The sequence below is a fragment of the Phreatobacter sp. genome, assembly GCF_022843985.1.
GTDB lineage: Bacteria > Pseudomonadota > Alphaproteobacteria > Rhizobiales > Phreatobacteraceae > Phreatobacter.
The window spans coordinates 45,396-67,865 of record NZ_JALHMP010000025.1; the positions used below are offsets into that span (position 1 = coordinate 45,396).

A 22,470-nucleotide genomic window follows, 5' to 3' on the forward strand; every position below is an offset into this window, starting at 1 on the left:
GGTCGTTCGTGAGGGTCGGGATGGGGTGAGAAAAACGCGCCGGCTATTTCTTCTTGCCGAAGGGAAAGCCGGGAAGGCCGGGAAGCTTGCCCCCGCCAAGGCCGCCGAGGCCGGGGAAACCCGGGGGCAGCCCGCCGGGCGGCAGCGACGGCATCTTGTCGGGAAGCCCGCCGGGCATCTTCTGCTGCAGTTCGGCGAGCATCTCAGGCGTTGGCTGCGGCATGCCGCCACCACCGCCGAGACCGAACATGTTGGCGAGGCCCGCCATGGGGCCGCGCTTGCCTTGAGCCCCGCCCATGGCTTTCATCATGTCGGCCATGCCGCGATGCATCTTGAGGAGCTTGTTGACATCCTCAGGGCTCGTGCCGGAACCGCGGGCGATGCGACGGCGCCGCTTGCCGTCGATCTCCTTGGGGTTGCGCCGCTCCCAGGGGGTCATGGCGTGGATGATGGCGCGCTGGCGCTTCAGCGCCTTGTCGTCGACGGCGCCGGCCAGCTGCTTCTGCATGTTCTTGACGCCGGGCAGCATGCCCATCAGGCCCTGCATGCCGCCGAGCTTCATCATCTGGTCGAGCTGGTCGCCCATGTCGCTCAGGTTGAACTGGCCCGCCTGCATGCGCTTGGCGATCGCCATGCCCTTCTCGGCATCGATCGATTCCGCCGCCTTCTCGACCAGCGAGACGATGTCGCCCATGCCGAGGATGCGGTTGGCGATGCGCGAGGGGTGGAAATCCTCCAGCCCGTCCATCTTCTCGGACGTGCCGAGCAGCTTGATCGGCTTGCCGGTGACGGCGCGCATGGACAGGGCGGCGCCGCCGCGGCCGTCGCCGTCGACGCGGGTCAGCACCACGCCGGTGACCTTGACCCGGCCGGTGAAGGAGCGCGCCACATTGACCGCGTCCTGGCCGGTGAGGCTGTCGACGACGAGCAGCGTCTCGTGCGGGCCGGCGGCCTTCTCGACCTCGGCCACCTCGATCATGAGGGCCTCGTCGACATGGGTGCGGCCGGCCGTGTCCAGCATCACCACGTCGTAGCCGCCGAGGCGGCCGGCCTCGATGGCGCGCCGGGCGATCTGCACCGGCGACTGGCCCGCGACGATCGGCAGCGTGTCGACGCCGATCTGCTTGCCGAGAATGGCGAGCTGCTCCATCGCGGCCGGGCGCCGCGTGTCGAGCGAGGCCATCAGCACCTTCTTCTTCTGTTTCTCGAAGAGGCGCTTGGCGAGCTTGGCGGTGGTGGTCGTCTTGCCCGAGCCCTGCAGGCCGACCATCATGATCGGCACCGGCGGCACGGCCTGGAGATCGATGGCGACGCCCTCGGTGCCCAGCGTCTCGACCAGCGTGTCGTGGACGATCTTGACGACCATCTGGCCGGGCGTCACCGACTTGATGACCTCGGCGCCGACAGCGCGGTCGCGGACCTTGTCGGTGAAGGAGCGGACGACCTCGAGGGCGACATCCGCCTCGAGCAGGGCGCGGCGCACCTCGCGCATCGCCTCCTGGACATCGGCTTCGCTCAGCGCGCCGCGGCCCTTGAGGCGATCGAGGATGCCGGACAGTCGTGTCGACAGGCCTTCGAACATGGTCACTCCGGAGTTCACCCTGGGGATGCCCCCAAGGTGGTCTCGGTCCCCCGGAACCGCAACGCGTTTCGCGCCCGAGGGCGCATGCTGCGCTGTCGGGCGGGAACCTCCGGGATCGGGTCCCGGTCGGCGAAGGCAGGTCTCGGATGAGCGAGAGTGGGCTGCGGATAGAGGGAACGGGGCGGAAAGTCAAGGAAAGGGGGAGGGCCGCGACCAGGGGGTCGGTCGCGGGCGGCTTCCGGACCCCCAGATCGGGATTGCATTTGTGTTTCACAAATTGAAGATATGAAACCTGAATGCTAGACTGCTGTTTTCATCCGAGGAGGCTCCGATGGATGGACCGACGGCAGTGTCCGGTGCCGTGGCCCGCATGATCAATGATCTGAAGGAGCGCGGCGGCCTGAAGGGCTCCGATGTCGCCAACATCGCGGCGGTGTCGCCGGCGACCGTCTCGCGCTGGACCGCCGGCACATCCTTTCCCCATCCCCGGATGCAATTGCTGATCTCCGACCTGCGCTATGTCGTCGACCGGCTGGCGGAGTTCTACACGCCGGAGGAGACGCGCATCTGGCTCTATTCCCGGCACCGGCTGCTGGATGGGGCGCGCGCCATCGATCTCATTCCCGAGGGCGCAGCCGACAGGGTTCTCGCCGTCATCGAGAGCCTCGATGCCGGGACCTACACCTGAATGACGCCTGCCTCGCGTGTCCACGACAGGGCTCTGCTCGATGCGCTCGACGCATGCGATCCCGAGCCTTTCGCCGGCGATGTCTGGCGCATCACCCGCAAGGGCCGCGATCCGCTGCGCGGCGCGGCGGCGAATGGCCGGTGGAGCCTCAGCGGCGGCTTCGAGGTGCTCTATACCAGCCTGGACCGCGATGGCGCCTTTGCCGAGATCGGCTATCGCCTGGCGATGGAGCCTGTCTGGCCGAGCCGGGCCGAGCATGAGATCCACCGGATCGCGGCCGCGACCGCGCGCAATCTGCGCTTCGCCGACGTCGCGTCTTTGAGCCCGCTCGGCGTCGACCCGGCGCGCTATGCGAGCCTCGACTATGCCGCCACCCAGGCGATCGCCGCAGCCGCCCATTTCCTCGAATTCGACGGGCTGCTGGTGCCGAGCGCCCGCTATGCTTGCCTCAATCTCGTGGTTTTCACCGATCGTGCCGAAGGTGGCGCGCTGGATCTGCGGGAGAGCCAGCCAGTGGACTGGGCGGCGTGGCGCATGACGCAGCGGCCCACGCCCTGAAAGCCCCGCCTCGACACGCCTCCGAATCCGCTCTACCCGCTGATCATCCCAAAGCGGACCCAAGCCCTTGGAAACCACCCTCTACCTCCCCGTCAAAACCTTCCTCGAAGGCCTCGGCTTCGACGTGAAGGGCGAGATCATGGGCTGCGACCTCGTCGCGCTGAGGGACGGCGAACCCGCCGCCGTCGTCATTGGCGAGCTGAAACAGTCCTTCACGCTGGAACTCGTCCTCCAGGCGGTCGACCGTTCCGCCGCTGCCGACGAGGTCTGGCTGGCGGTGAAGGCCTCCGCCAAGGGCCGGGGCCGCGAGCACGATTCTCGCGTGAAAAAACTCTGCCGGCTCTGCGGTTTCGGGCTTCTCTCGGTGCTGCCCATGGGCGGCGTCGAGGTCGTCGTCGAGCCCGTCCCGTGGAAGCCGCGCCATGACGGCAAGCGCCAGTCTCGCCTCGTCGCCGAGCACCGCCGCCGCCGGGGCGATCCGGCCCTCGGCGGCTCGACGCGCCGCCCCATCATGACCGCCTACCGCCAGCGCACCCTCGCCATGGCGCAGGCGCTCGCCGCCGGCCCGCTCCGCCCACGCGATCTCACGCCTCTCGCTACCGATGCCCCGGCCATCCTCCAGCGCAATGTCTATGGCTGGTTCGAGAAGACCGGGCGCGGCGTCTATGTCCTGTCGGAGGCCGGGCAGGCTGCGCTGGTCACCTGGAAGGATCACCTGCCGGCCGTCACTCCAGCAGCCTGACCATGGCGCCGTAGCCGCGCCCGCGCGCCAGCATGAGCGGCGTCTGGCCCTGCCGGTCGGCGAGATCGCGTCTGGCGCCGGCCGCCGTCAGCAGCCGCACCGTCTCGACATGGCGCGGCCCGCCACGGCCGAGGATCACCGCCTCGATCAGCGCCGTCCAGCCGAGATTGTTCACATGGTCGAGCGGCGCGCCGGCGCGGATCAGTTCGCCCACCACGGTGTCGTGGCCGAGATGGGCCGCGGCGATCAGCGCCGTGCCGTCATAGAGGCTGGTGACGGCCTTGGGATTGCCGCCGATGGCGATCGCCACCTTCATCGTCTCGAGGTCGTCGGCCACGGCCGCGATGGTGATGGCGTCGTAGCGCTGGTGTTCCAGCGCGCGGGGGTCGGCGCCGGCCTGCACCAGGGCGCGCATGGCGTCGTGGTGGCGGGCGAAGGCGGCGACATGCAGGGGCGTGCGGCCGCGTCCGTCGCGGGCGTTGAGATCCTGGCCGGCGGCCGCCAGCCGCCGGATGGCGGCGACATCGCCGCGATGGGCCGCCGCATGCAGCCCGCCATAGCCGGCAATGTCGTCGGCGGAGGGCGGCACCTGCGCCGCGGCGGGCGCCGTAGCCGCGCCCGCGGGCCACGAGACCCCGTGTCAGCACGCGTCTGGATAGGCTCTCTCTCCCCGGGCGCCGGATCGCATGTCCGGCTTGCCGGCATCGGGACATCCCATCCGCCGGGGGGCAATCCGCCGCGGGAGCCACGCAGGCCTGCGTCCTAGCGGGCGATCTGGCAGAGGCGGGTGACGTCGGCGACCGTCGTCCGGATCGCCTCTTCCGAGCGGGCGATCATCTGCCGGCCGCTGGCGGAGACGCAATCCCAGCGGTAGTGGGCGCGGACGGCGAGCGCGCGGCGAAAATGCTGCGCCAGGGTGTTGACGGTGGCCGGCTCGATGCAGCCGCGGACCAGGCGGCGAAACCGGGATTCCAGCGCCGGCGGCCGGCCGCAGGCCTTGAGGAAGGTCTCCAACTGCGCATAGGATTCCACCCGCTTCATCACGTCGGCATGCTGGCCGGGAGACAGAAGCGCCAGGCCGAAGCCGCCGCCGGAGGGGCGTCCCTCGGCCTGCGCCGGGCTGACCGGGGCGCTGGACAGCAGCATGGCGAAAAGCGCGGCGAGGGCGGGACGGGCGAGGCGCATGGACGGTCGGGGGACGGCGAAGGAGGCATCACTGTAGCCGATGTCCCGGCCTCGACAAGGTGCTGCGGCCCTTGACGCGGGCCATCACCTCGGCCACCGCTCGCAGGCCATGCTCCGATGACCGTCCGGTTCTCCGCAATGTCCGATGCCTCCATCCTCGACCAGCGTCTCGCCGCCGCGGCCCGGCAGGTGGAGGCCGAACTCGAATCCCTCCTCGGCGCGGCCGTGCGGCCCGGCGAGACGGCGCGGCCGGAACGCCTGATGGCGGCCATGCGCCATGGCGTGCTGGCCGGCGGCAAGCGGCTGCGGCCGTTTCTCGTCATCGAGAGCGCCGCCCTCTTCGGCATCGCCGCCGCGGAGGCCGTGCCGGCTGCCGCGGCGCTCGAACTCGTCCATTGCTATTCGCTCGTCCATGACGACCTGCCGGCCATGGATGACGACGACATCCGGCGCGGCCGCCCGACCGTCCACAAGGCCTATGACGAAGCGACCGCCATCCTCGTCGGCGACGGTCTTCAGACCCTCGCCTTCGAAACCATGGCCGCGCCGCGGACCCATCCCGACGCGGCCGTGCGCGCCGAACTCACCCTGCTGCTCGCCCGCGCCTCCGGTCTCGGCGGCATGGTGGGCGGGCAGATGCTCGATCTTGCCGCCGAAGGCCGTTTCGCCGCCGGTGCGCCGCTCGACCTGCCGGAGGCCGAGATCCGCCGCCTTCAGGCGATGAAGACCGGCGCGCTGATCCGCTTCGCCTGTCTGGCCGGTGCCGTGCTCGGCCAGGCGTCGGAGCCCGAGCGGCAGGCGCTGGCCGCCTATGGCGAGATCATCGGGCTCGCCTTCCAGGTGGCCGACGACCTCATCGACCACGAGGGCGACGCGGCCCTCGCCGGCAAGGCCACCGGCAAGGACGCCGCCCGCGGCAAGGGCACGCTCGTATCGCTGCGCGGGCCGCAATGGGCGCGTGACGAACTGAAACGCCTGGTAGCCGATGCGGCGACGCAGCTCGCTCCCTTCGGTGGCCGGGCCGGAACACTGGTCGAGGCGGCCCGCTTCATCGCCTTCCGTCAGGCGTGACATGCCGCCCCTGCGGTCCGGTCGCCTTGACTCGACCGACGCGGGCAAGCCAGCATTGGAAATCTTTTTCGGTAACAGGGGAGGGGGCGATGATTTTTTCGTCCACGCGGCGTGTCTTCGGGATGATTCTGGGTGTGGCGCTCGCTGCCGGGCTGGCAGCGCCGGCCGAGGCGCAGAAGCGGCAGAACACCATCCGCTTTGCCTATGACCAGGTGCCGGAGAACGTCGACCCCTATTTCAACAATGTCCGTATCGGCGTCATCATCGCCCATCAGGTCTGGGACACGCTGATTTACCGCGACCCGAAGACCAATGAGTACAAGGGCCAGCTCGCCACCGCCTGGCGCTGGATCGACGACAAGACCCTGGAGCTCGACCTGCGCCGCGGCGTCAAGTTCCACAACGGTGCCGAGTTCAGCGCCGACGATGTGGTCTACACGCTGAACTTCGTGGCCAACCCGGCCAACCGCTCGACCACCCAGTCCAATGTCAACTGGATCGACCGGGTCGAGAAGATCGACGCCCACAAGGTGCGCATCATCACCAAGCGCGCCTTCCCGGCGGCGATCGAATATCTCGCCGGTCCGATCGTCATCCATCCCGCCGCCTATTACGAGCAGGTCGGCCCCAAGGGCATGAACGAGAAGCCGGTCGGTTCCGGTCCCTACCGCGTCGTCGAGCACCAGATCGGCCGCTCCATCACCCTGCAGCGCAACCCCGACTATTTCCGTGACGGGCCGAAGCCGCAGCCGCAGATCGAGCGCATCGTCATCCGCTTCATCCCCGACCGGCAGACCCAGGTCGCCGAGATGCTGTCGGGCGGCCTCGACTTCGTCATGAACATCGCCCCCGACCAGGCCCAGCAGATGCGGGCCGTGCCGACGCTGCAGATTGTCTCCGGCGGCACCATGCGCATCGTCTTCCTCAACCTCGCCACCACCGAGCGCTCGCCGGCGCCGCAATTGCGCGACCTCCGGGTGCGCCGCGCCATCGCCCATGCCATCGACCGGCAGACGATGGCCCGCCAGCTCGTCGGCGAGGGCTCGCAGCTCATCAATGCGATCTGCTTCCCGACCCAGTTCGGCTGCGATGCCTCGCAGGCCATGGTCTATGACTATGATCCGGCCAAGGCGAAGGCGCTTCTGGCGGAAGCGGGCTTCCCGAACGGCTTCGACATCGAGTTCCATGCCTATCGCGAGCGGAACCAGTCCGAGGCCATGATCAACTACCTGCGGGCCATCGGCATCCGCGCCACGCTGCGCTTCGGCCAGTATGCCGCCATGCGCGACCAGATCCGCTCGCACCGCGCGAGCATGGCCCACCAGACCTGGGGCTCGTTCTCGATCAACGACGTGTCGGCCTCGACGCCGGTCTATTACAAGGGCCTCGATGACGACATCTCGCGCGATCCCAAGGTGATCGAACTGCTCGAGCGCGGCGATTCCGTCACCGACCCGCAGCAGCGCATCGCCGCCTATCGCGAGGCCCACAAGATCATCACCGAACAGGCCTATTCGATCCCGCTCTACAATCTCGTCACCTTCTACGCCGCATCGCGGGATCTGGAGTTCAACGCCTATCCGGACGAGCTGCCGCGTTTCTGGGAGATGCGCTGGAAGTGATGCTATGGTCCGGCCGCGGGGCATGATGTGCCGCGGCCGGCCACGGCAGCTTCAAGGCGCCTGATTGCATGTTCAATTACACGCTCAAGCGGCTGGCACTGGCCGCTCTCGTTGCATTGGCGGTCTCAGCGCTCGCCTTCGTGCTGCTGCGCCTGTCCGGCGACGTCGCCATCGCCATTGCCGGTGAGGGCGCCCGCGCCGAGGACATTGCCGCGGTCCGCCAGCAATATGGCCTCGACCGCCCCCTCCTCGTCCAGTATTTCGACTGGCTCGGCCGCACCCTGCAGGGCGATTTCGGCCAGTCGCTCTATTTCCGCACGCCGGTCTTCGATCTCATCGTCACCAAGATCCAGACGACCCTCATTCTCGCCGTTCTGGCGATCGGCTTCGCCCTCGCCCTGTCCGTCCCGCTCGGGGTGATGGCGGCGGTCTGGCAGAATTCCTGGATCGACCGGCTCTGCCTGTGGATCGCCGTGGCCGGCCAGGCGCTCCCGAACTTCTTCTTCGCGCTCTGCCTTGTGATGGTCTTCTCCATCGGCCTCGGCTGGCTGCCGGTCTCCGGGGCCGACAGCTGGGAGCATTTCATCATGCCGACCGTGGCACTCGGCTATTACGTGACGCCGCCCTTCATGCGCCTGGTGCGCGCCGGCATGATCGAGGTGCTCGGCGCCGACTATATCCGCACCGCCCGCGCCAAGGGCCTGCCTGCCTCGACGGTGATCCTGCGCCACGGCCTGCGCAACGCCCTGGTGCCGGTGGTGGCGCTCACCGCCGTCCAGCTCGGCTTCCTGCTCGGCGGCTCCATCGTCATCGAGACGGTCTTCGCCCTCGACGGCCTCGGCTACCTCGCCTACCAGGCCATCTCGCAGAAGGACTTCCCGGTCATCCAGGCGGTGCTCATGCTGCTGTCGGTCGGCTATGTCCTGCTGACGCTGCTGGCCGATCTCGTCAACGCCTGGCTCGACCCCAGGATCAGGGTGGGCTGACATGAGCGATATCGTCCAGACCGGCTCCGTCGCCGTCGCCGTCGTCCCGCCCTCGCGGTTCAAGCGGCGCGTGCTCAAGCACAAGGGCCTGATGATCGGCACCTTCATCTTCGCGGTCATCGTGCTGATGGCCCTGCTGGCGCCCTTCATCTCGCCGCACGATCCCTATGCCCAGGACCTCAACAACCGCCTGGTGCCGCCGGTCTGGTACGAGCGCGGCTCCTGGCTGCATCCTCTCGGCACCGACAATCTCGGCCGCGACTATCTCTCGCGCACCCTCTACGGCGCGCAGATCTCGCTGCTGATCGGCATCTCCGTCATGCTGATCTCGGGCACGATCGGCACGGCGCTCGGCCTCGCCGCCGGCTATTTCGGCGGGCGCATCGACCTCGTTGTCACCTTCATCATCACCACGCGCCTCGCCCTGCCGGTGGTGCTGGTGGCGCTCGCCGTGGTCGCCATGGTCGGCGGCACGCTCTTCATCGTCATCGCCGTGCTCGGTCTGCTGAAATGGGACCGTTTCGCCGTGGTCATGCGCTCGGCGACACAGCAGGTCCGGTCGCTCGACTTCGTCGAGGCGGCGCGGGCCAGCGGCGCCAGCCAGCTGCGCATCATCCTGCGCGAGGTGCTGCCCAACGTCATGCCGCACCTGATCGTCGTCGGCACGGTGGAGGCGGCGAGCGCCATCCTGCTGGAGGCGGCGCTCTCCTTCCTCGGCCTCGGGGTCCAGCCACCGCTGCCCTCCTGGGGCCTGATGATCTCGGAGGCGAAGAACTTCATGTTCTTCTCCTTCTGGCTCATCGCCATCCCCGGCGCCGCCCTCGCCATGCTGGTCCTCGCCATCAACATGATGGGCGACGGCCTGCGCGACGTCACCGCGCCCGACAGCCGCTCGTGAATCGCGGCGGGCCGGGTTCTGGTCCCGCCCCGCTTCCCTCTCCCCCTCTCCCCCGGGCGGGGAGAGTCCAGGGGACATTCCGTGGCCCGGCCGGCGAGGCTGCGTTCCGCCGGCGCATGCCACCCTGTCCGCATGCGCCATGGCCAAAGCCTCCACCCGCGCTAATCTGCCGCCGATACCTCCTGCGAAGAGACTGACATGACCCGCGCCTCCGCCATCGCCGCCGCCCACCAGATGTTCGACGACGGCAGCCTGAAGGCGATCTTCGCCCGCCGCATCGCCATTCCGACCGAGAGCCAGAACCCGGCCCGCGCCGCGGACCTGGCGCGCTACCTCACCGAGGAAATGCAGCCTTCGCTCGAATCGATGGGCTTTGCCTGCCGCATCCTGACCCACCCCAATGCCAAGGGCCCCTTCCTCCTCGCCGAGCGCATCGAGGACCCGGCCCTCGTCACCGTGCTCGGCTATGGCCATGGCGATGTCATCGCCGGCCTCGAGGGCCAGTGGAAGGACGGCCGCGACCCCTGGACCCTCGATGACACCGGCGACACCTGGTACGGCCGCGGCGTCGTCGACAACAAGGGCCAGCACGCCATCAACATCGAGGCACTGCGCTGCGTGCTGAAGACCCGCGGCAAGCTCGGCTTCAACGTCCGCTACCTCATCGAGATGGGCGAGGAGGTCGGCTCCGCCGGCCTGCATGACCTCGCCCGCGACAACCGCGAACTCTTTCTCGCCGACATCCTCATCGGCTCCGACGGTCCGCGTATGACCGCCGACCGCCCGACCCTGTGCCTCGGCGCCCGCGGCGGCTACCGCATCGACCTCGCGATCAACGCCCGCGAGGGCGGCCATCATTCCGGCAACTGGGGCGGCCTGCTGTCGAACCCGGCCATCCGCCTCGCCCATGCCATTGCCACCATCATCGGGCCGACCGGCCAGATCCGCGTCCACGAGCTGCTGCCGAAGGACATGCCGGATTCGGTCAAGCGCGCCCTCGCCGACATCGCGCCGGCGAGCATTCCCGGCGGCCCGCAGATCGACGCCTGGTGGGGCGAGCCGGGCTTCTCCGCCGCCGAGAAGGTCTATGGCTGGAACACCTTCGAGGTGCTGGCCTTCGGCGCCGGCGACATCGGCAATCCGCAGAACGCCGTGCCTCCCTCGGCCAGGGCCACCTGCCAGATCCGCACCGTGGTCGGCTCCGATCCCGACGGCTTCATCCCGGCCATCAGGCGCCATCTCGTCCGCCACGGCTTCCCCGATGTCGAGGTCTCCTCCGGCCGTGACGCCGCCTTCAAGGCGACGCGCACCGATCCCGACCACCCCTGGGTGAAATGGGCGGCGGCCTCCATCGCCGCGACCACCGGCAAGAAGCCGGCGGTGATCCCCAATGCCGGGGGATCGCTGCCCAACGACGTTTTCGCCGAGATCATCGGCATGCCCACCATCTGGGTGCCGCATTCCTATCCCGGCTGCTCCCAGCACGCCCCCAACGAACATGTCCCCTCCGCCCTCATCCGCGAGGCCATCGGCCTCATGGCCGGCCTCTACTGGGACCTCGGCGAGGGCGGCCATCCGAAGGTCGCGCGGTGAGCGAAGCGGCAGGGCAGGGGGCCGGGATGACCACGTCCACGCGGCCCGATGTCGCCATTGTCGGGGGCGGCGTGGTCGGCACGGCGACGGCGCTCGCCTGCCTCGCCCGCGGCCTGACCGTGACGCTGGTCGATCCCGGCGGCATCCGAAACGCCGCCAGCTACGGCAATGCCGGCGTCATCTCGCGCGGCTCGCTCTTCCCGGTCGCCGGCCCCGGCATGCTGAAGAAACTGCCGCGCTACGCGCTCAACCGCGACGTCGCCATCCGCGTCGATTACGGCTCGCTTCTGGCGGTGGCACCCTGGCTCCTCGCCTTCATCCGCCGCTGCAACGAGACCTCCTGGCGGGCCGCCGCGAGCGCCCTCGATCCGCTCTGCGCCGCCGCCTATGACGAGCACTGGCGCATCGCCGGCGAGATCGGCGCCCAGCATCTCATCATGCGGCGCGGCTGGGTGAAGCTCTACCGCAGCGAGGCAGCCTTCGCCTCCGGCGCCCTGGAGCGCGAGCTGCTGGCCCAGCACAAGGTCGCCTTCGAGGTGATCGACGGCGCCGAACTGCCGCAATTCGAGCCGGCCCTGAAACGGCGCTACGCCAAGGCCGTCTGGCATACCGAGACCGGCTCGGTGCGCGATCCCGGCGGGCTGGTGCAGGCCTATGAGGGGGCCGCCCGCGAGCGCGGCGCGACTCTCGTGGCGGCGCGCGCGCGCACCGTCGAGGAGGATGACGACGGCGCCAGGATCGTTCTGGAGACCGGCGGCGCCATCCGCGCGAAGACCGTGGTCATCGCTGCCGGCGCCGCCGCCCATGACCTCACCCGGACCATGGGCTACCGCCTGCCGCTCGCCGCCGAGCGCGGCTACCACCGCCATTTCGCCGATGCCGGCGACCACAAGCTGTCGCGGCCGATCCACGACACCGGCGGCGGCTATGTCGTCTCGCCGGTGAATGCCGGGCTCCGGCTGCTCTCCGGGGTGGAACTTGCCCGCCGCGACGCGCCGCCCGACACGACCCAGATCGAGGCCGTCGAAGCCGATGCCCGGGAGACGCTGGCGATCGGCGCGACGGTCGAGCCGGCGCCCTGGCATGGGGCGCGGCCCTCGACCCCGGACGGCCTGCCGGTGATCGGGCGCGCGCCGCGTCACCCCCATGTCGTCTTCGCCTTCGGCCACGGCCATATCGGCCTGTCGACCGGGCCGGTCTCCGGGCGGCTCGTCGCCGAGATCGTCACCGGTGCTGCCGCGAGCCTCCCGATCGGTCCGTTCAGCCCGGCGCGTTTCTGAGCCCGTAACGGGCCGGCGCCCCCGACGAGGGCGAAGCCTGTCATGCGACAATTCGACGTTGTCATGGAATACCATCGGGCTACAGTCGCACCCAGGCGGGCGTCATGACCCGCGAACCAGAGGTGTGAGCGAGATGTTGAAGCGGTTCATCATGGCGGCCGGCCTGGCCGCCGGGCTGTTCGCGGGTGCCACGGCGCCGGCCGCGGCCCAGACGGTCGAGTGGCGCGGCGGTTCCATCGGCGGCGGCTGGTACACGATCGTTTCGGGAGCGGCGAAGCTCCTCGAGGACAAGATCCCCGGCATGACGATCAAGGCCGTTCCGGGCGGCGGCGCCGCCAATCCGGTGGCGGTCCAGCAGGGCCAGGCACAGCTCGCCATGTCGATCGACATCTTCGCGGCCATGGCCGCAGCCGGCACCGGCACCTATCAGGGCCGTCCGGCCGCCGACAAGCTGCGCATGATCGGCCAGTCCTTCGGCGACACGCCCTATCATTTCATCCGCGCCCCCGGCCAGACCATGGATATCGCGACCCTTTTCCGCGAGGGCCGCAACATCCGCTTCGGCGGCGCCAATAACGGCGCCACCGACGAGATCGCCCTGCGCTGGCTGCTCGCCGTCTATGGCCAGACCTATGACAGCCTGCGCGCCCGCGGCTGGCGCTTCCAGCTCGCCGCCTATGCCGACCTCGCCAGCGCCTATCGCGACGGCCAGCTCGACTATGCCTTCTTCGCCCTCGGCCTGCCGGGCTCGGCGGTGGTCGACATGGCCACCGGCCGCGACGGCGAGTTGCTCGACATTCCCCAGGATGTCATGGACGCCTTCAAGCAGCGCCACGGCATGGGCTCGGGCGTCATTCCCGCCGGCACCTATCCGCGCTTCCAGGGCAGCCGCGAGGTCAAGACCCTGGTCATGGCGACGACGCTCGTCACCTCGTCCGACGTCTCCGAGGAGATCGTCTACAAGATCACCAAGGCGATCTGCGAGAGCATTCCCGAACTGCCGCGCATTCACGGCTCGCTGAAGGACTATCGCTGCGAGACCGCGGTCGCCAACCGTCCCGTGCCGGTCCATCCCGGTGCGCTGCGCTACTACCGCGAGCGCGGCTGGGTGCAGGGCTGATCGCCCCGCCGACGATGACGAGGTCCGGGCCATCCGCCCGGACCTTTCTCCTTTCTGACTGCGGATTGCACCCATGCGCGAGCTGAGAGGTCCGGTCTTCTGGCTGGCCGGAACCGTGGCGGTGGCCGCCTCGCTCTTTCACCTGTGGACGGGCGGGTTCGGCTTCTTCGAACCGCGCGAGCAGAGGTCGATCCATCTGCTGCTGTTGCTGCCGCTCGCCTTCATCCTCTATCCGGCGACGGCGGGTTCGCCGAAGCATCGGCCGAGCCTTCTGGACGGCGTTCTGTCCTTGCTCGCGGTTTTTCCGAGCCTCTATTCCTTCGCCTGCGCCAATGGCGGCCCCTATTGTGCCTCCATCATCAATCTGCGCTTCGAGACGGTCGATCCGGTCTTCCCGGTCGAAATCGCCGGCGGCGTTCTGGCGATCGGCCTGGTGATCGAAGCCTTGCGCCGCGCCGTGGCCCCCGCCCTCGCCGCCCTGGTCTCCCTTGGCATGGCCTATCTCGTCCTCACCGAACACATGCCGGGCATCCTGCATTTCCGCGACATCCCGATGAGCCAGATCATCGAGACGATGTATTTGTTCAACTCGATCGGGGTCTATGGCTCGATCACCGGGATCTCGGCGACCATGGTCGCCATGTTCATCATCTTCGGCGCCTTCATCGAGGGTTCCGGGGTGGGACGCCTCTTCCACAATCTCGGCATGGCCGCAGCCGGACGCCAGGCGGGAGGGCCGGCCAAGGTCGCCGTAGTGTCCTCCGGCCTGTTCGGCACCATCTCCGGGTCCTCGGTGGCCAATGTCTTCACCACCGGCTCCTTCACCATCCCCGCCATGATCCGCAACGGCTACCGCCCGGCCTTTGCCGCGGGCACCGAGGCTGCCGCCTCGGTCGGCGGCCAGATCATGCCGCCGGTCATGGGGGCCGGTGCCTTCATCATGGCGGAGATCACCAATATCCCCTACCAGACCATCGCCCTGGCGGCGCTGGCCGGCTCGGTCCTCTATTTCTTCATGATCCTCGTCAGCATTCATCTGGTGGCGCGCAAGCTGCGGCTGGCCGGTTGCGATCCCTCGGAAATCCCGACCTGGCGCGAGCTGCTCCGCGACATCCACCTGCTCATCCCCGTCTTCGTCATGATCGGGACGATGATGGCCGGCTATTCCCCGACCTTCGCCGCCTTCTGGGGCGTCGTCTCGGTCTGGCCCGTCTCGCTGCTGCGGCGCCATACATGGCTCGGCCCTGCCGACATCCTGCGCATGCTGGCCGCCGGCGGGCGCAACATGGTGGTCGTCGCGCTGGCCTGCGCCGGGGCCGGCATGTTCGTCGCCTGCCTGACCGTGACCGGCATGGTCATCTCCTTCTCGACCGTCGTCACCAGCCTTGCCGGTTCGAGCCTCTACATCGCCGGGCTTCTCGTCGCGCTCACCGTCCTGATCCTCGGCATGGGTGTGCCGACGACCGCCGCCTATATCATCGGCGCGGCCATCGGCGCGCCGATCCTGCAGCAATTCGGCGTGCCGGTGCTCGCCTCGCACATGTTCGTCTTCTACTTCTCCATTCTCGCCGATGCGACGCCGCCGGTCTCCGTGGCCTCCTATGCCGCGGCTTCGATCGCCCGCTGCAGCCCGATGGCGGCGGGCGTCGTTGCCTTCCGCCTCGCCAGCGCGGGCTTCCTCATCGGCTTCTCCTACCTGCATTCCAACGCGCTGCTGATGCAGGACAGCTGGCACGAATTCGTCAGCGAGTTCGCCGTCAACGCGATCGCCCTGAGCATCGTCGCCGCTGGCTTCTTCGGCTTTTTCCGCGCGCCGCTGCCCATGGTGGCGCGGGTGCCGCTGGTGGCGATCGGCATCGCCCTGGTGCTGGTCGATGCGGTGGGCGCCTGGTGGCGCCTCGCCATCGCCCTTCTTGTCTGCCTCGCCCTCTATCTCGTCCAGAAGGGCGCCGCCGGGCGGGAGGATGTCATTCTGGCCGATGAGGCCAATGCCCGCGCCGAGGCGCGCCTCGCCAGGGAAACCTCGCCGTCATGATCATCGACCGCATGCAGGTCCGGCTCACCCGCTGGCCCCTGAAGATGACCCGCAAGCATGGCGTCGGCGACGTCGCCGACACGCTGCCGGGCGTCGTCGTCTCGCTGCACACCCGCGACGGCCGCACCGGCTGGGGCGAGGCGGCGCCCTGGTCGGTCTTCTCCGGCACCGCCGAAGCGGCTGTCGCCGCCCTCGACGTCTATCTCAGGCCCCTCGTCATCGGCCGCCCGGCGACGGACCTCGCCCGCATCATGGCCGAGGCCGACCGCACCATCGTCGGCCACCCGGAAGCCAAGATGGCGCTCGACATGGCGCTGCACGATCTCGTCGGACAGGCGGCGGGGATCAGCGTCGCCGCACTCCTCGGCGGCGTCTTCCGCGCCAGCATCCCGCTCTCGGTCTCCATCGCCAATCCCGATTTCGACGCCGATCTCGACTTCGCCCGTGCCCGCCTCGCCGAGGGCATCCGGCTGTTCAAGGTGAAGACCGGCTTTTCCAGCCATGCCGAGGACATGACCCGGCTCGACCGGCTCGCCGCCATCCTCCCCGCCGATGCCTCGCTGCGCATCGACTACAACCAGGGGCTCGCGGCGGTCGACGCCATCCGCACGCTGCGCGACGTCGAGGCCTTCCGCCCTGCCTTCATCGAGCAGCCGGTCGCCCGCGACCGGCGCGACGCCATGGCCGAGATCACCCGCGCCATCGACACGCCGATCCTCGCCGACGAGAGCGTCTTCTCGCCGGAGGAGGCGGTCGACTGCGCCCGTGCCCGCTTCGCCGACGCCATCTCGATCAAGCTGATGAAGGCCGGCTCCTTCGCCAGGGGGAAGGCCATCGCCGCCATCGCGGGCGCTGCCGGCATGCCCTGCTATGGCGGCACCATGTACGAGGCCGGCATCGCGCTGACCGCCGGCATCCATTTCGCCGCATCGACGCCGGCCATGACGCTGGGCGCCGAATATTACACCTCGGCCTTCGTGCTCGGCACCGAGATCCTGGCAACGCCGGTACGGCTCGAAGCCGGCGCCTCCTGGCTGCCGGCGGGGCCGGGCCTCGGCATCACCGTCGACGAGGCGGCGCTGAAGGGCGCGACGGTGGAGGCGCGCGGCTAGGCCGCCCCCCGACGGCACGTTCCCCCGGCCGCGCGGCGGTGTATAGGACGACACTCGCGCCGGATCCGCGGCGTCGCACCGGAGAGCGGAGGGACCATGGCCGATCCGATTGCCGTCACGCCCGCCATCGCTCTCAACCCGGACGACATCACCGTCACCTTCGTCCGCGCCTCCGGCCCCGGCGGGCAGAACGTCAACAAGGTCTCGACGGCCTGCGAACTGCGCTTCGACCTCGCCGCCGCGGCCCTGCCGCCCGACGTCAAGGCGCGGCTCGTGCCGCTGGCGGGGTCGCGGCTGACCAAGGAGGGCGTCATCGTCATCCAGGCCGACCGCTTCCGCTCGCAGGACATGAACCGCGAGGATGCGCTGTCGCGCCTCGTCGCCATGGTCGCCAAGGCGGCGGTCCGCCCCAAGCGCCGCATCGCCACCAAGCCGACCCGTGCCTCCAAGGAGCGCCGGCTTGAGGGCAAGCAGAAGCGCTCTGGCGTCAAGAAGATGCGGCAGGGCAAGCCCGGGATGGAGTGAGGGGGCCTCCCCGGACCCTGGACGGCCGCTGACCCTTCCCCGCCGCAAGGGCCATAACGCAGGGCAACCCTTTGGCCGTCGTCCGGGCAGGTCGCGGGAACGATGCCGGAGATCCCCGGATCACGCGCCGAGAAGGTTCAAGATGCCCTCAGGCGCAGCTCTCGAACATGCCTGCACCGTACCGAACCAGCGCAACGCTGTCAAGGACAATAATCCTAGCTTCATGCCGGGCAGGACGCGCCCTCACACCAGCCCGGCCGCCTTCGCGATCCGGAACTGCCCGGCGAAGGCGGAGTGGACCGGCGCCGTCTCATGCGGCATGCCCAAAACCTCGAACGCCGCCGCATAGCGCGCCGCCAGCGCCTCGCCGCCGACGATGACCACCGGACCGTCGACGTCCGGGGCGAAGCTCCGCGCCTCGGCGATCTCCGTGCCGATCATGATGCCCGACAGCCGCTCGGCGGTCTCGGTCGCCGGGAAGTCCCCCATCAGGCTCCCCGCCCGCTGCCGGAACAGCTTGCCAAGGAGGCCGGCGCCGCCATCTGCCGCGCCGATCGCGACCCCTTGCGCGAAGGCTGCCGGCGACGGCGTCCAGTCCGCCGTGGTGAGTTTCAGCACCGTGTGGTCCCTCAGGGCGGCGAAGGCATCCCCGGTCATCGCCGAGCGGAAGGCGGTGATCCGCCCGCCGGCGATCCGCACCCATTTCGAATGGGTGCCGGGCATGACCGCCAGCCGGAGGCCATCGAGGGCGAGCCCGGCGATCTGCGTCTCTTCGCCGCGCATCACGTCGGGGGCGCCGTCGGCGTGGCGGAACGACAGGCCGGTGACGAAGGCGACGCGCCGGCCCCGCGCGGTCGTCAGCCGCCCGAGCGCGCCTGCCAGATCCTCCGCACCTGCCGGGCAGGGCAGATAGGGCGTCTCCACCCAACCGGTCCGGCTCGTCACCATGCCCGAGGCGACGACCGGCAGACCACCGTCGGGGTCCCAGCGGCCGATGGCGCGTTCCAGAACCGCCTCGAAATCCCTGTCCGGAACCGACAGCAGCCCGTCGCGGCTCGACCCGTGGTCGAGGATGGCACCCTCGCCATCCATCAGCGCGGCGCGGAACGACGTGGTGCCCCAGTCGACCCCGATCAGCTTGCCCTCGGCCATGGCGTCTCCTTCCGCAATGGATGTCCCGTCACGTGATGGCTGCGCATAGGACCTGTCCCCTTGCATGCGCGGCCGGCCTCGCTTTAATCGCCGTCCGCACTACCACGAAGCCCGCCTTTCTCCAGCGCAGATATCACCCATGTCCCATGACCTCGCCGTCGCCCGCGCCGCGACCCTTCGTCCGATCGCCGCCGTGGCCGCGGCGGCCGGCATCCCCGCCGAGGCGCTGGAGCCCTATGGCAAGCATATCGCCAAGCTTGACGCCGGCTATCTCGCCGGGCTGAAGGACCGTCCGGACGGCAAGATGGTCCTCGTCACCGCCATCAACCCGACGCCGGCCGGCGAGGGCAAGACGACCACGACGGTCGGCCTCGGCGACGGCCTCAACCGCATCGGCAAGCGCACCGTCATCGCCCTGCGCGAGCCCTCCCTCGGGCCGGTCTTCGGCACCAAGGGCGGCGCCACCGGCGGCGGCAAGGCCCAGGTCCTGCCCATGGAGGCGATCAACCTCCATTTCACCGGCGATTTCCACGCCATCACCTCGGCCCACAACCTGCTCGCGGCCCTGGTCGACAACCACGTCTACTGGGGCAATGCGCTGGGCATCGACACCCGCCGCATCGTCTGGCGCCGCGCCCTCGACATGAACGACCGGGCGCTGCGGTCCATCGTCAACGGCCTCGGCGGCGCCGGCAACGGCTATTCCCGCGAGGACGGCTTCGACATCACGGTGGCCTCCGAGGTCATGGCCTGCTTCTGCCTCGCCGACGACCTCGCCGACCTTGAGGCGCGCCTCGCCCGCATCGTCGTCGCCTATACCCGCGAGAAAAAGCCGGTCACTGCCGGCCAGCTCAATGCCGCCGGCGCCATGACGGCGCTGCTCAAGGACGCCATCAAGCCCAACCTCGTCCAGACCATCGAGGGCTCGCCCGCCTTCATCCATGGGGGCCCCTTCGCCAACATCGCCCATGGCTGCAACTCGGTCATCGCCACCCGCGCCGCCCTGAAGCTCGGCGACTACGTGGTGACCGAGGCCGGCTTCGGCGCCGATCTCGGGGCCGAGAAGTTCTTCGACATCAAGTGCCGCAAGGCCGGTCTCAAGCCCGCCGCGGCGGTGATCGTCGCCACGGTCCGCGCCCTGAAGATGAACGGCGGCGTCGCCAAGGCCGATCTCGCCCGCGAGAACATCGCGGCGCTGCGGGCCGGGATCGTCAATCTCGGCCGCCATGTCGAGAATGTCCGGGCCTTCGGCGTGCCGGTCGTCGTCGCCATCAACCACTTCACCACCGACACCGCGGCCGAGCACCGGCTCATTGCCGATATCTGCCGGGACGAGTTCGGCGTCGAGGCGGTGCAGTGCCGCCACTGGGCCGACGGCGCCGCCGGGGCGGAGGAACTCGCCCGCAAGGTCGTGGCGCTCTGCGAGGGTGGGACCGCCCATTTCCAGCCGCTCTATCCGGACAGCCTGTCGCTGGAGGGCAAGATCCTCTCCGTCGCCACCCGCATCTACCGCGCCGACGACATCGCCATCGCGCCGAAGGCGGCCGCCGATCTCAAGGCCTTCGAGGCCGCGGGCTATGGCCACCTGCCGGTCTGCATGGCGAAGACGCAATATTCCTTCTCCGCCGACCCGACCCTGCTCGGCGCGCCGACCGGCCACACGGTGCCGGTGCGCGAGGTCAGGCTCGCGGCCGGCGCCGGCTTCGTCGTGGCCATCTGCGGAGACATCATGACCATGCCGGGCCTGCCCAAGCTGCCGGCGGCCGAGGCGATCCATGTCGGTGCGGACGGGTTGATCGAGGGGCTGTTCTGAGGGCATGGCGAACACGAGCAAACGTGTTTTCTCGGTCGTTCTCAGGGTCGATGCGACGGGATGGCGTGGCGAACCGCCGTCGTTCCCGGGACCGCCTATCACCATTCACGGACCGCCTGATGCGCCGACCGGCTTTGTCTATGACTTTGACCTTGATGGTATGGATGTTTCGCTGGAGGCGGTCTGCAGTTTATTGATCGCGGTGATCGAGCAGGAGGTGCAGCGATCGGGGTCGCGCCTTCAGGAACCGGAGTTCCGCAGTCGTTGCAGGCTTGATATCGCGCTTTCCGTTCCCGCCGACCTAGCGATGTTCTCCTACATTTGGCCGACAGAGTTCGTTGCCCTCCTCGGCAGGTTGGGCATCGCTTTGGAAGCCTCGCACTATCTCGATGCAGCGTTCGAGGAGGTGGTGTCCGGCGGATCGCGATCCACCTGACTGACATAGCGGGATCACGGGCTGTTCTGAGGGCGTTCAAGAGAAGGTCTGGATCCCCTTCCCTCGGCCTTCGGCCTCGCCGGGGATGACAGTCTGGCGCTCGATGTCATCCCCGGCGAGCCGTGAAGCGGTGAGGGAAGGGGACCCAGTGCCATTCGACTACGTCTCAAGGTCGTTCAGCGCTCGGGTGCCAGACAGGCGCAAATCCCGCGCGCAGGGCTTCGACCATGATCGGCGGGGTCAGCAGCTCGGCCGGGCCCGCGCCTCCCCGTTCCGGCTCGCCATAGCCCGCATACGACCAGGGCAGCAGCGCCTCGCCTCTGACGGCAAACGGCAAACCCTCCCTGATGACCATCACGCCATCTGGCAGGTTCTCCAGCCGGGCCGAATGGACCCGCTTCCCGCGCCCCTCCAGCCGCTCGCCATGCAGCACCGCGTCCATCTCCGGCGCGCTGGGCGGCTTCGCCAGGCCCTTCGCCCGTGCCCAGGCCGCGGCGAAACGGGTCGCATCGGCCCGCCGGCATTCGAAGCAGGGCCGGTGCCCGGCGGCCAGCGCCGTCACCTCGTCGAGGAAGAAGAGTTCGGTATAGCCCCGGCCCATCAGCGGCGACCGGCGGCGCCCCTTGAACGACAGGACGCAGCAGATCCACTGCCGCGAGGCCCAGGGCCGCGCGCCGATGGTGCGATCGTCGCGGTGGAAGCGGCCGCCGCGATTGCCGAGAAACAGGCCGCGCTCCGGCACCGCCGCGATCCCCCCGAACGGATCGACCCGGTTGGGGAGCGGCATCGGCTCAGTAGCGCGCGTCGGCCGACGGGCCGCTCCGCTGGCCGCCGCCGAAGAGGCTCTCGAAGAGGTTCGGCGGCGGCGGGGGAGCCTGCCGCACCTGCGGGGCGAGTTCGACCGGCGGCGGCGCCGGCCGCTGCACCGGCCGGACGATGGCCTGCGGCGGTGCGCCGGGCGCATCCCAGCCATAGATGTCGTCGCGGAACTGCACCGTGCCGTCGGGGGCCGCCCAGCCGGTGAGATAGACCCATGACACCGGCACCGCCTGCGTCAGCCTGACGTCCCGGCGCTGAGTCTGGGTCATGCCCTGCACCACCTGCTCCCTGGTGAAGCCCTGCGGCGCCAGCAGCCAGGTGACGAAGTCGGAGACATCGGCGACGCGCACGCAGCCCGACGAGAGCGAGCGGCTGTCCGACTGGAACAGGCCGCGCGACGGCGTGTCGTGCATGAACACGGCTTCCGTGTTCGGCATGTCGATGCGCACCCGTCCCAGCGAATTGCCCGGTCCGGAATCCTGCCGCAGGGTGAAATTGACCGCCCGCTCGGTCGACCAGTCGATGGCGGAGGGACTCACCTCGTTGCCGGAGCGGTCGAGGATGCGCACGCGCATATTGGCGAGGGTCGCCGGATTGCGGCGCATGCGCGGGATGATGTCGCGCTTGATGATCGAGGTCGGGATCGTCCAGGTCGGGTTGAAGTTCACCACCGTCAGGCGGCTCTCGACCAGCGGCGAGGCATGGGCGGCCTTGCCGACGATGACGACATGGCGCCGGCGGACGACGCCGCCCTCGATCGCCTCGGCCGCCGCGGCGGGAATGTTGACCACGACATAGCGCTGGCCGAAGGCGAAGCGGCTGTCGGCGAGTCGTTCCAGCGATTTCTCCAGGGCCCGGACCCGCGCCTCAGCGGGAATGTTGAGCTGGCGAAGGGTCGCCGCCGCCACCAGTCCGGACGGCAGCAGGCCCACCCGGCGCTGGAAGCGCTGCACGGCGGCGACGGTGGCGTCGTCGAAGAGGTCGCTGCCGGTCTCGGCGGGCGACAGGTCGCCCTCAATGGCGAGGCGCTGCTTGAGCTGGGCCACCGCGGCCCCGCGCTGGCCCTTGGACAGGCGGAGCGTCGTCGGCAACGTGCCCCAGCCGCCGCGCTGGGCGATCTGGCGATAGGTGGCGAGGGCGGCCTGCGTCACGGCGACCGTCTGCGGGCCATAGGTCGGCTGCGGATCGGTCGAGATGGCGGTGACGCGCGGCGCCGGGGCCGGTCGCGGTGGCCGCGGCCGGGCCGGTGGCGC

The 22,470-nt window shown here is 69.4% G+C and carries 21 protein-coding genes; 15 read left to right on the top strand and 6 right to left on the bottom strand.

Translation table 11 applies throughout. The annotated features are described in order from the left end of the window. Positions 1 to 43: 43 nt before the first annotated feature. Positions 44 to 1,582 (bottom strand): signal recognition particle protein, encoded by a 1,539-nt coding sequence (ffh, locus tag Q0C57_RS16280; RefSeq protein ID WP_296577656.1) that lies wholly within the window; start codon positions 1,580 to 1,582, stop codon positions 44 to 46. A 331-nt stretch (positions 1,583 to 1,913) separates the two neighbouring features. Here ffh and Q0C57_RS16285 point away from each other — a divergent pair, with 331 nt between their 5' ends. The 3 genes from Q0C57_RS16285 to Q0C57_RS16295 all read left to right on the top strand — a co-directional run bounded on the left by Q0C57_RS16285 (position 1,914) and on the right by Q0C57_RS16295 (position 3,570). Then, entirely contained in the window at positions 1,914 to 2,270 is a 357-nt protein-coding gene (locus Q0C57_RS16285; protein ID WP_296577658.1) for a hypothetical protein, read from the top strand. Beyond that, on the top strand, positions 2,271 to 2,828 hold the full coding sequence (locus Q0C57_RS16290; RefSeq protein ID WP_296577660.1) for an RES family NAD+ phosphorylase: 558 nt from the start codon (positions 2,271 to 2,273) through the stop codon (positions 2,826 to 2,828). Positions 2,829 to 2,895: 67 nt separating this feature from the next. Next, complete coding sequence (locus Q0C57_RS16295) at positions 2,896 to 3,570, top strand: DUF2161 domain-containing phosphodiesterase (protein ID WP_296577662.1); 675 nt, start codon at positions 2,896 to 2,898, stop codon at positions 3,568 to 3,570. On the opposite strand, the gene Q0C57_RS16300 is transcribed toward Q0C57_RS16295, so the two are convergent. Further along, positions 3,554 to 4,159, bottom strand: coding sequence for an ankyrin repeat domain-containing protein (locus Q0C57_RS16300; protein ID WP_296577663.1), 606 nt, complete (start codon positions 4,157 to 4,159; stop codon positions 3,554 to 3,556). The genes Q0C57_RS16295 and Q0C57_RS16300 overlap by 17 nt on opposite strands. 173 nt (positions 4,160 to 4,332) lie before the next feature. Next, positions 4,333 to 4,755 carry a hypothetical protein gene (locus Q0C57_RS16305; RefSeq protein WP_296577665.1) on the bottom strand — a complete coding sequence of 141 codons (423 nt, stop codon included), beginning with the start codon at positions 4,753 to 4,755 and terminating at the stop codon, positions 4,333 to 4,335. A 138-nt stretch (positions 4,756 to 4,893) separates the two neighbouring features. On the opposite strand from Q0C57_RS16305, the gene Q0C57_RS16310 reads away from it, so the two are divergent. The 10 genes from Q0C57_RS16310 to arfB all read left to right on the top strand — a co-directional run bounded on the left by Q0C57_RS16310 (position 4,894) and on the right by arfB (position 16,997). Further along, complete coding sequence (locus Q0C57_RS16310) at positions 4,894 to 5,826, top strand: polyprenyl synthetase family protein (RefSeq protein WP_296577667.1); 933 nt, start codon at positions 4,894 to 4,896, stop codon at positions 5,824 to 5,826. An 89-nt stretch (positions 5,827 to 5,915) separates the two neighbouring features. Then, positions 5,916 to 7,448, top strand: coding sequence for an ABC transporter substrate-binding protein (locus Q0C57_RS16315; RefSeq protein ID WP_296577669.1), 1,533 nt, complete (start codon positions 5,916 to 5,918; stop codon positions 7,446 to 7,448). A gap of 68 nt (positions 7,449 to 7,516) precedes the next feature. Continuing rightward, positions 7,517 to 8,434, top strand: coding sequence for an ABC transporter permease (locus tag Q0C57_RS16320; RefSeq protein WP_296577672.1), 918 nt, complete (start codon positions 7,517 to 7,519; stop codon positions 8,432 to 8,434). A gap of 1 nt (position 8,435) precedes the next feature. Beyond that, positions 8,436 to 9,332, top strand: coding sequence for an ABC transporter permease (locus tag Q0C57_RS16325; RefSeq protein WP_296577674.1), 897 nt, complete (start codon positions 8,436 to 8,438; stop codon positions 9,330 to 9,332). 198 nt (positions 9,333 to 9,530) lie between these two features. Beyond that, on the top strand, positions 9,531 to 10,925 hold the full coding sequence (locus tag Q0C57_RS16330) for a M20 family metallopeptidase (protein ID WP_296577676.1): 1,395 nt from the start codon (positions 9,531 to 9,533) through the stop codon (positions 10,923 to 10,925). 26 nt (positions 10,926 to 10,951) lie between these two features. Continuing rightward, positions 10,952 to 12,205: an FAD-dependent oxidoreductase gene (locus Q0C57_RS16335; RefSeq protein WP_296577678.1), complete on the top strand. Its 1,254-nt coding sequence runs from the start codon at positions 10,952 to 10,954 to the stop codon at positions 12,203 to 12,205. 133 nt (positions 12,206 to 12,338) lie between these two features. Beyond that, positions 12,339 to 13,325, top strand: coding sequence for a TAXI family TRAP transporter solute-binding subunit (locus Q0C57_RS16340; RefSeq protein ID WP_296577680.1), 987 nt, complete (start codon positions 12,339 to 12,341; stop codon positions 13,323 to 13,325). Between the two features lie 73 nt (positions 13,326 to 13,398). Next, complete coding sequence (locus Q0C57_RS16345; RefSeq protein WP_296577682.1) at positions 13,399 to 15,360, top strand: TRAP transporter fused permease subunit; 1,962 nt, start codon at positions 13,399 to 13,401, stop codon at positions 15,358 to 15,360. After that, on the top strand, positions 15,357 to 16,472 hold the full coding sequence (locus tag Q0C57_RS16350) for an enolase C-terminal domain-like protein (RefSeq protein WP_296577684.1): 1,116 nt from the start codon (positions 15,357 to 15,359) through the stop codon (positions 16,470 to 16,472). Before Q0C57_RS16345 ends, Q0C57_RS16350 begins: the two co-directional genes overlap by 4 nt. Before the next feature lie 96 nt (positions 16,473 to 16,568). After that, the gene (arfB, locus tag Q0C57_RS16355; RefSeq protein ID WP_296577686.1) at positions 16,569 to 16,997 is read left to right on the top strand and encodes an alternative ribosome rescue aminoacyl-tRNA hydrolase ArfB; all 429 of its coding nucleotides are present in this window, start codon (positions 16,569 to 16,571) and stop codon (positions 16,995 to 16,997) included. 243 nt (positions 16,998 to 17,240) lie between these two features. Here the strand turns inward: arfB and Q0C57_RS16360 are convergent, their stop codons facing one another. Then, positions 17,241 to 18,149 carry a 2-dehydro-3-deoxygalactonokinase gene (locus Q0C57_RS16360; RefSeq protein WP_296577687.1) on the bottom strand — a complete coding sequence of 303 codons (909 nt, stop codon included), beginning with the start codon at positions 18,147 to 18,149 and terminating at the stop codon, positions 17,241 to 17,243. Between the two features lie 139 nt (positions 18,150 to 18,288). Here Q0C57_RS16360 and Q0C57_RS16365 point away from each other — a divergent pair, with 139 nt between their 5' ends. Beyond that, on the top strand, positions 18,289 to 19,962 hold the full coding sequence (locus Q0C57_RS16365) for a formate--tetrahydrofolate ligase (RefSeq protein ID WP_296577688.1): 1,674 nt from the start codon (positions 18,289 to 18,291) through the stop codon (positions 19,960 to 19,962). A gap of 4 nt (positions 19,963 to 19,966) precedes the next feature. Next, a complete protein-coding gene (locus Q0C57_RS16370) occupies positions 19,967 to 20,398 on the top strand; it encodes a hypothetical protein (RefSeq protein ID WP_296577690.1) in 432 nt (143 codons plus the stop codon). 166 nt (positions 20,399 to 20,564) lie between these two features. Here the strand turns inward: Q0C57_RS16370 and Q0C57_RS16375 are convergent, their stop codons facing one another. Next, positions 20,565 to 21,140 carry a hypothetical protein gene (locus tag Q0C57_RS16375; protein ID WP_366937841.1) on the bottom strand — a complete coding sequence of 192 codons (576 nt, stop codon included), beginning with the start codon at positions 21,138 to 21,140 and terminating at the stop codon, positions 20,565 to 20,567. A 49-nt stretch (positions 21,141 to 21,189) separates the two neighbouring features. Continuing rightward, on the bottom strand, positions 21,190 to 22,470 hold a 1,281-nt coding region (locus tag Q0C57_RS16380; RefSeq protein ID WP_296577693.1), incomplete at its 5' end, for a L,D-transpeptidase family protein.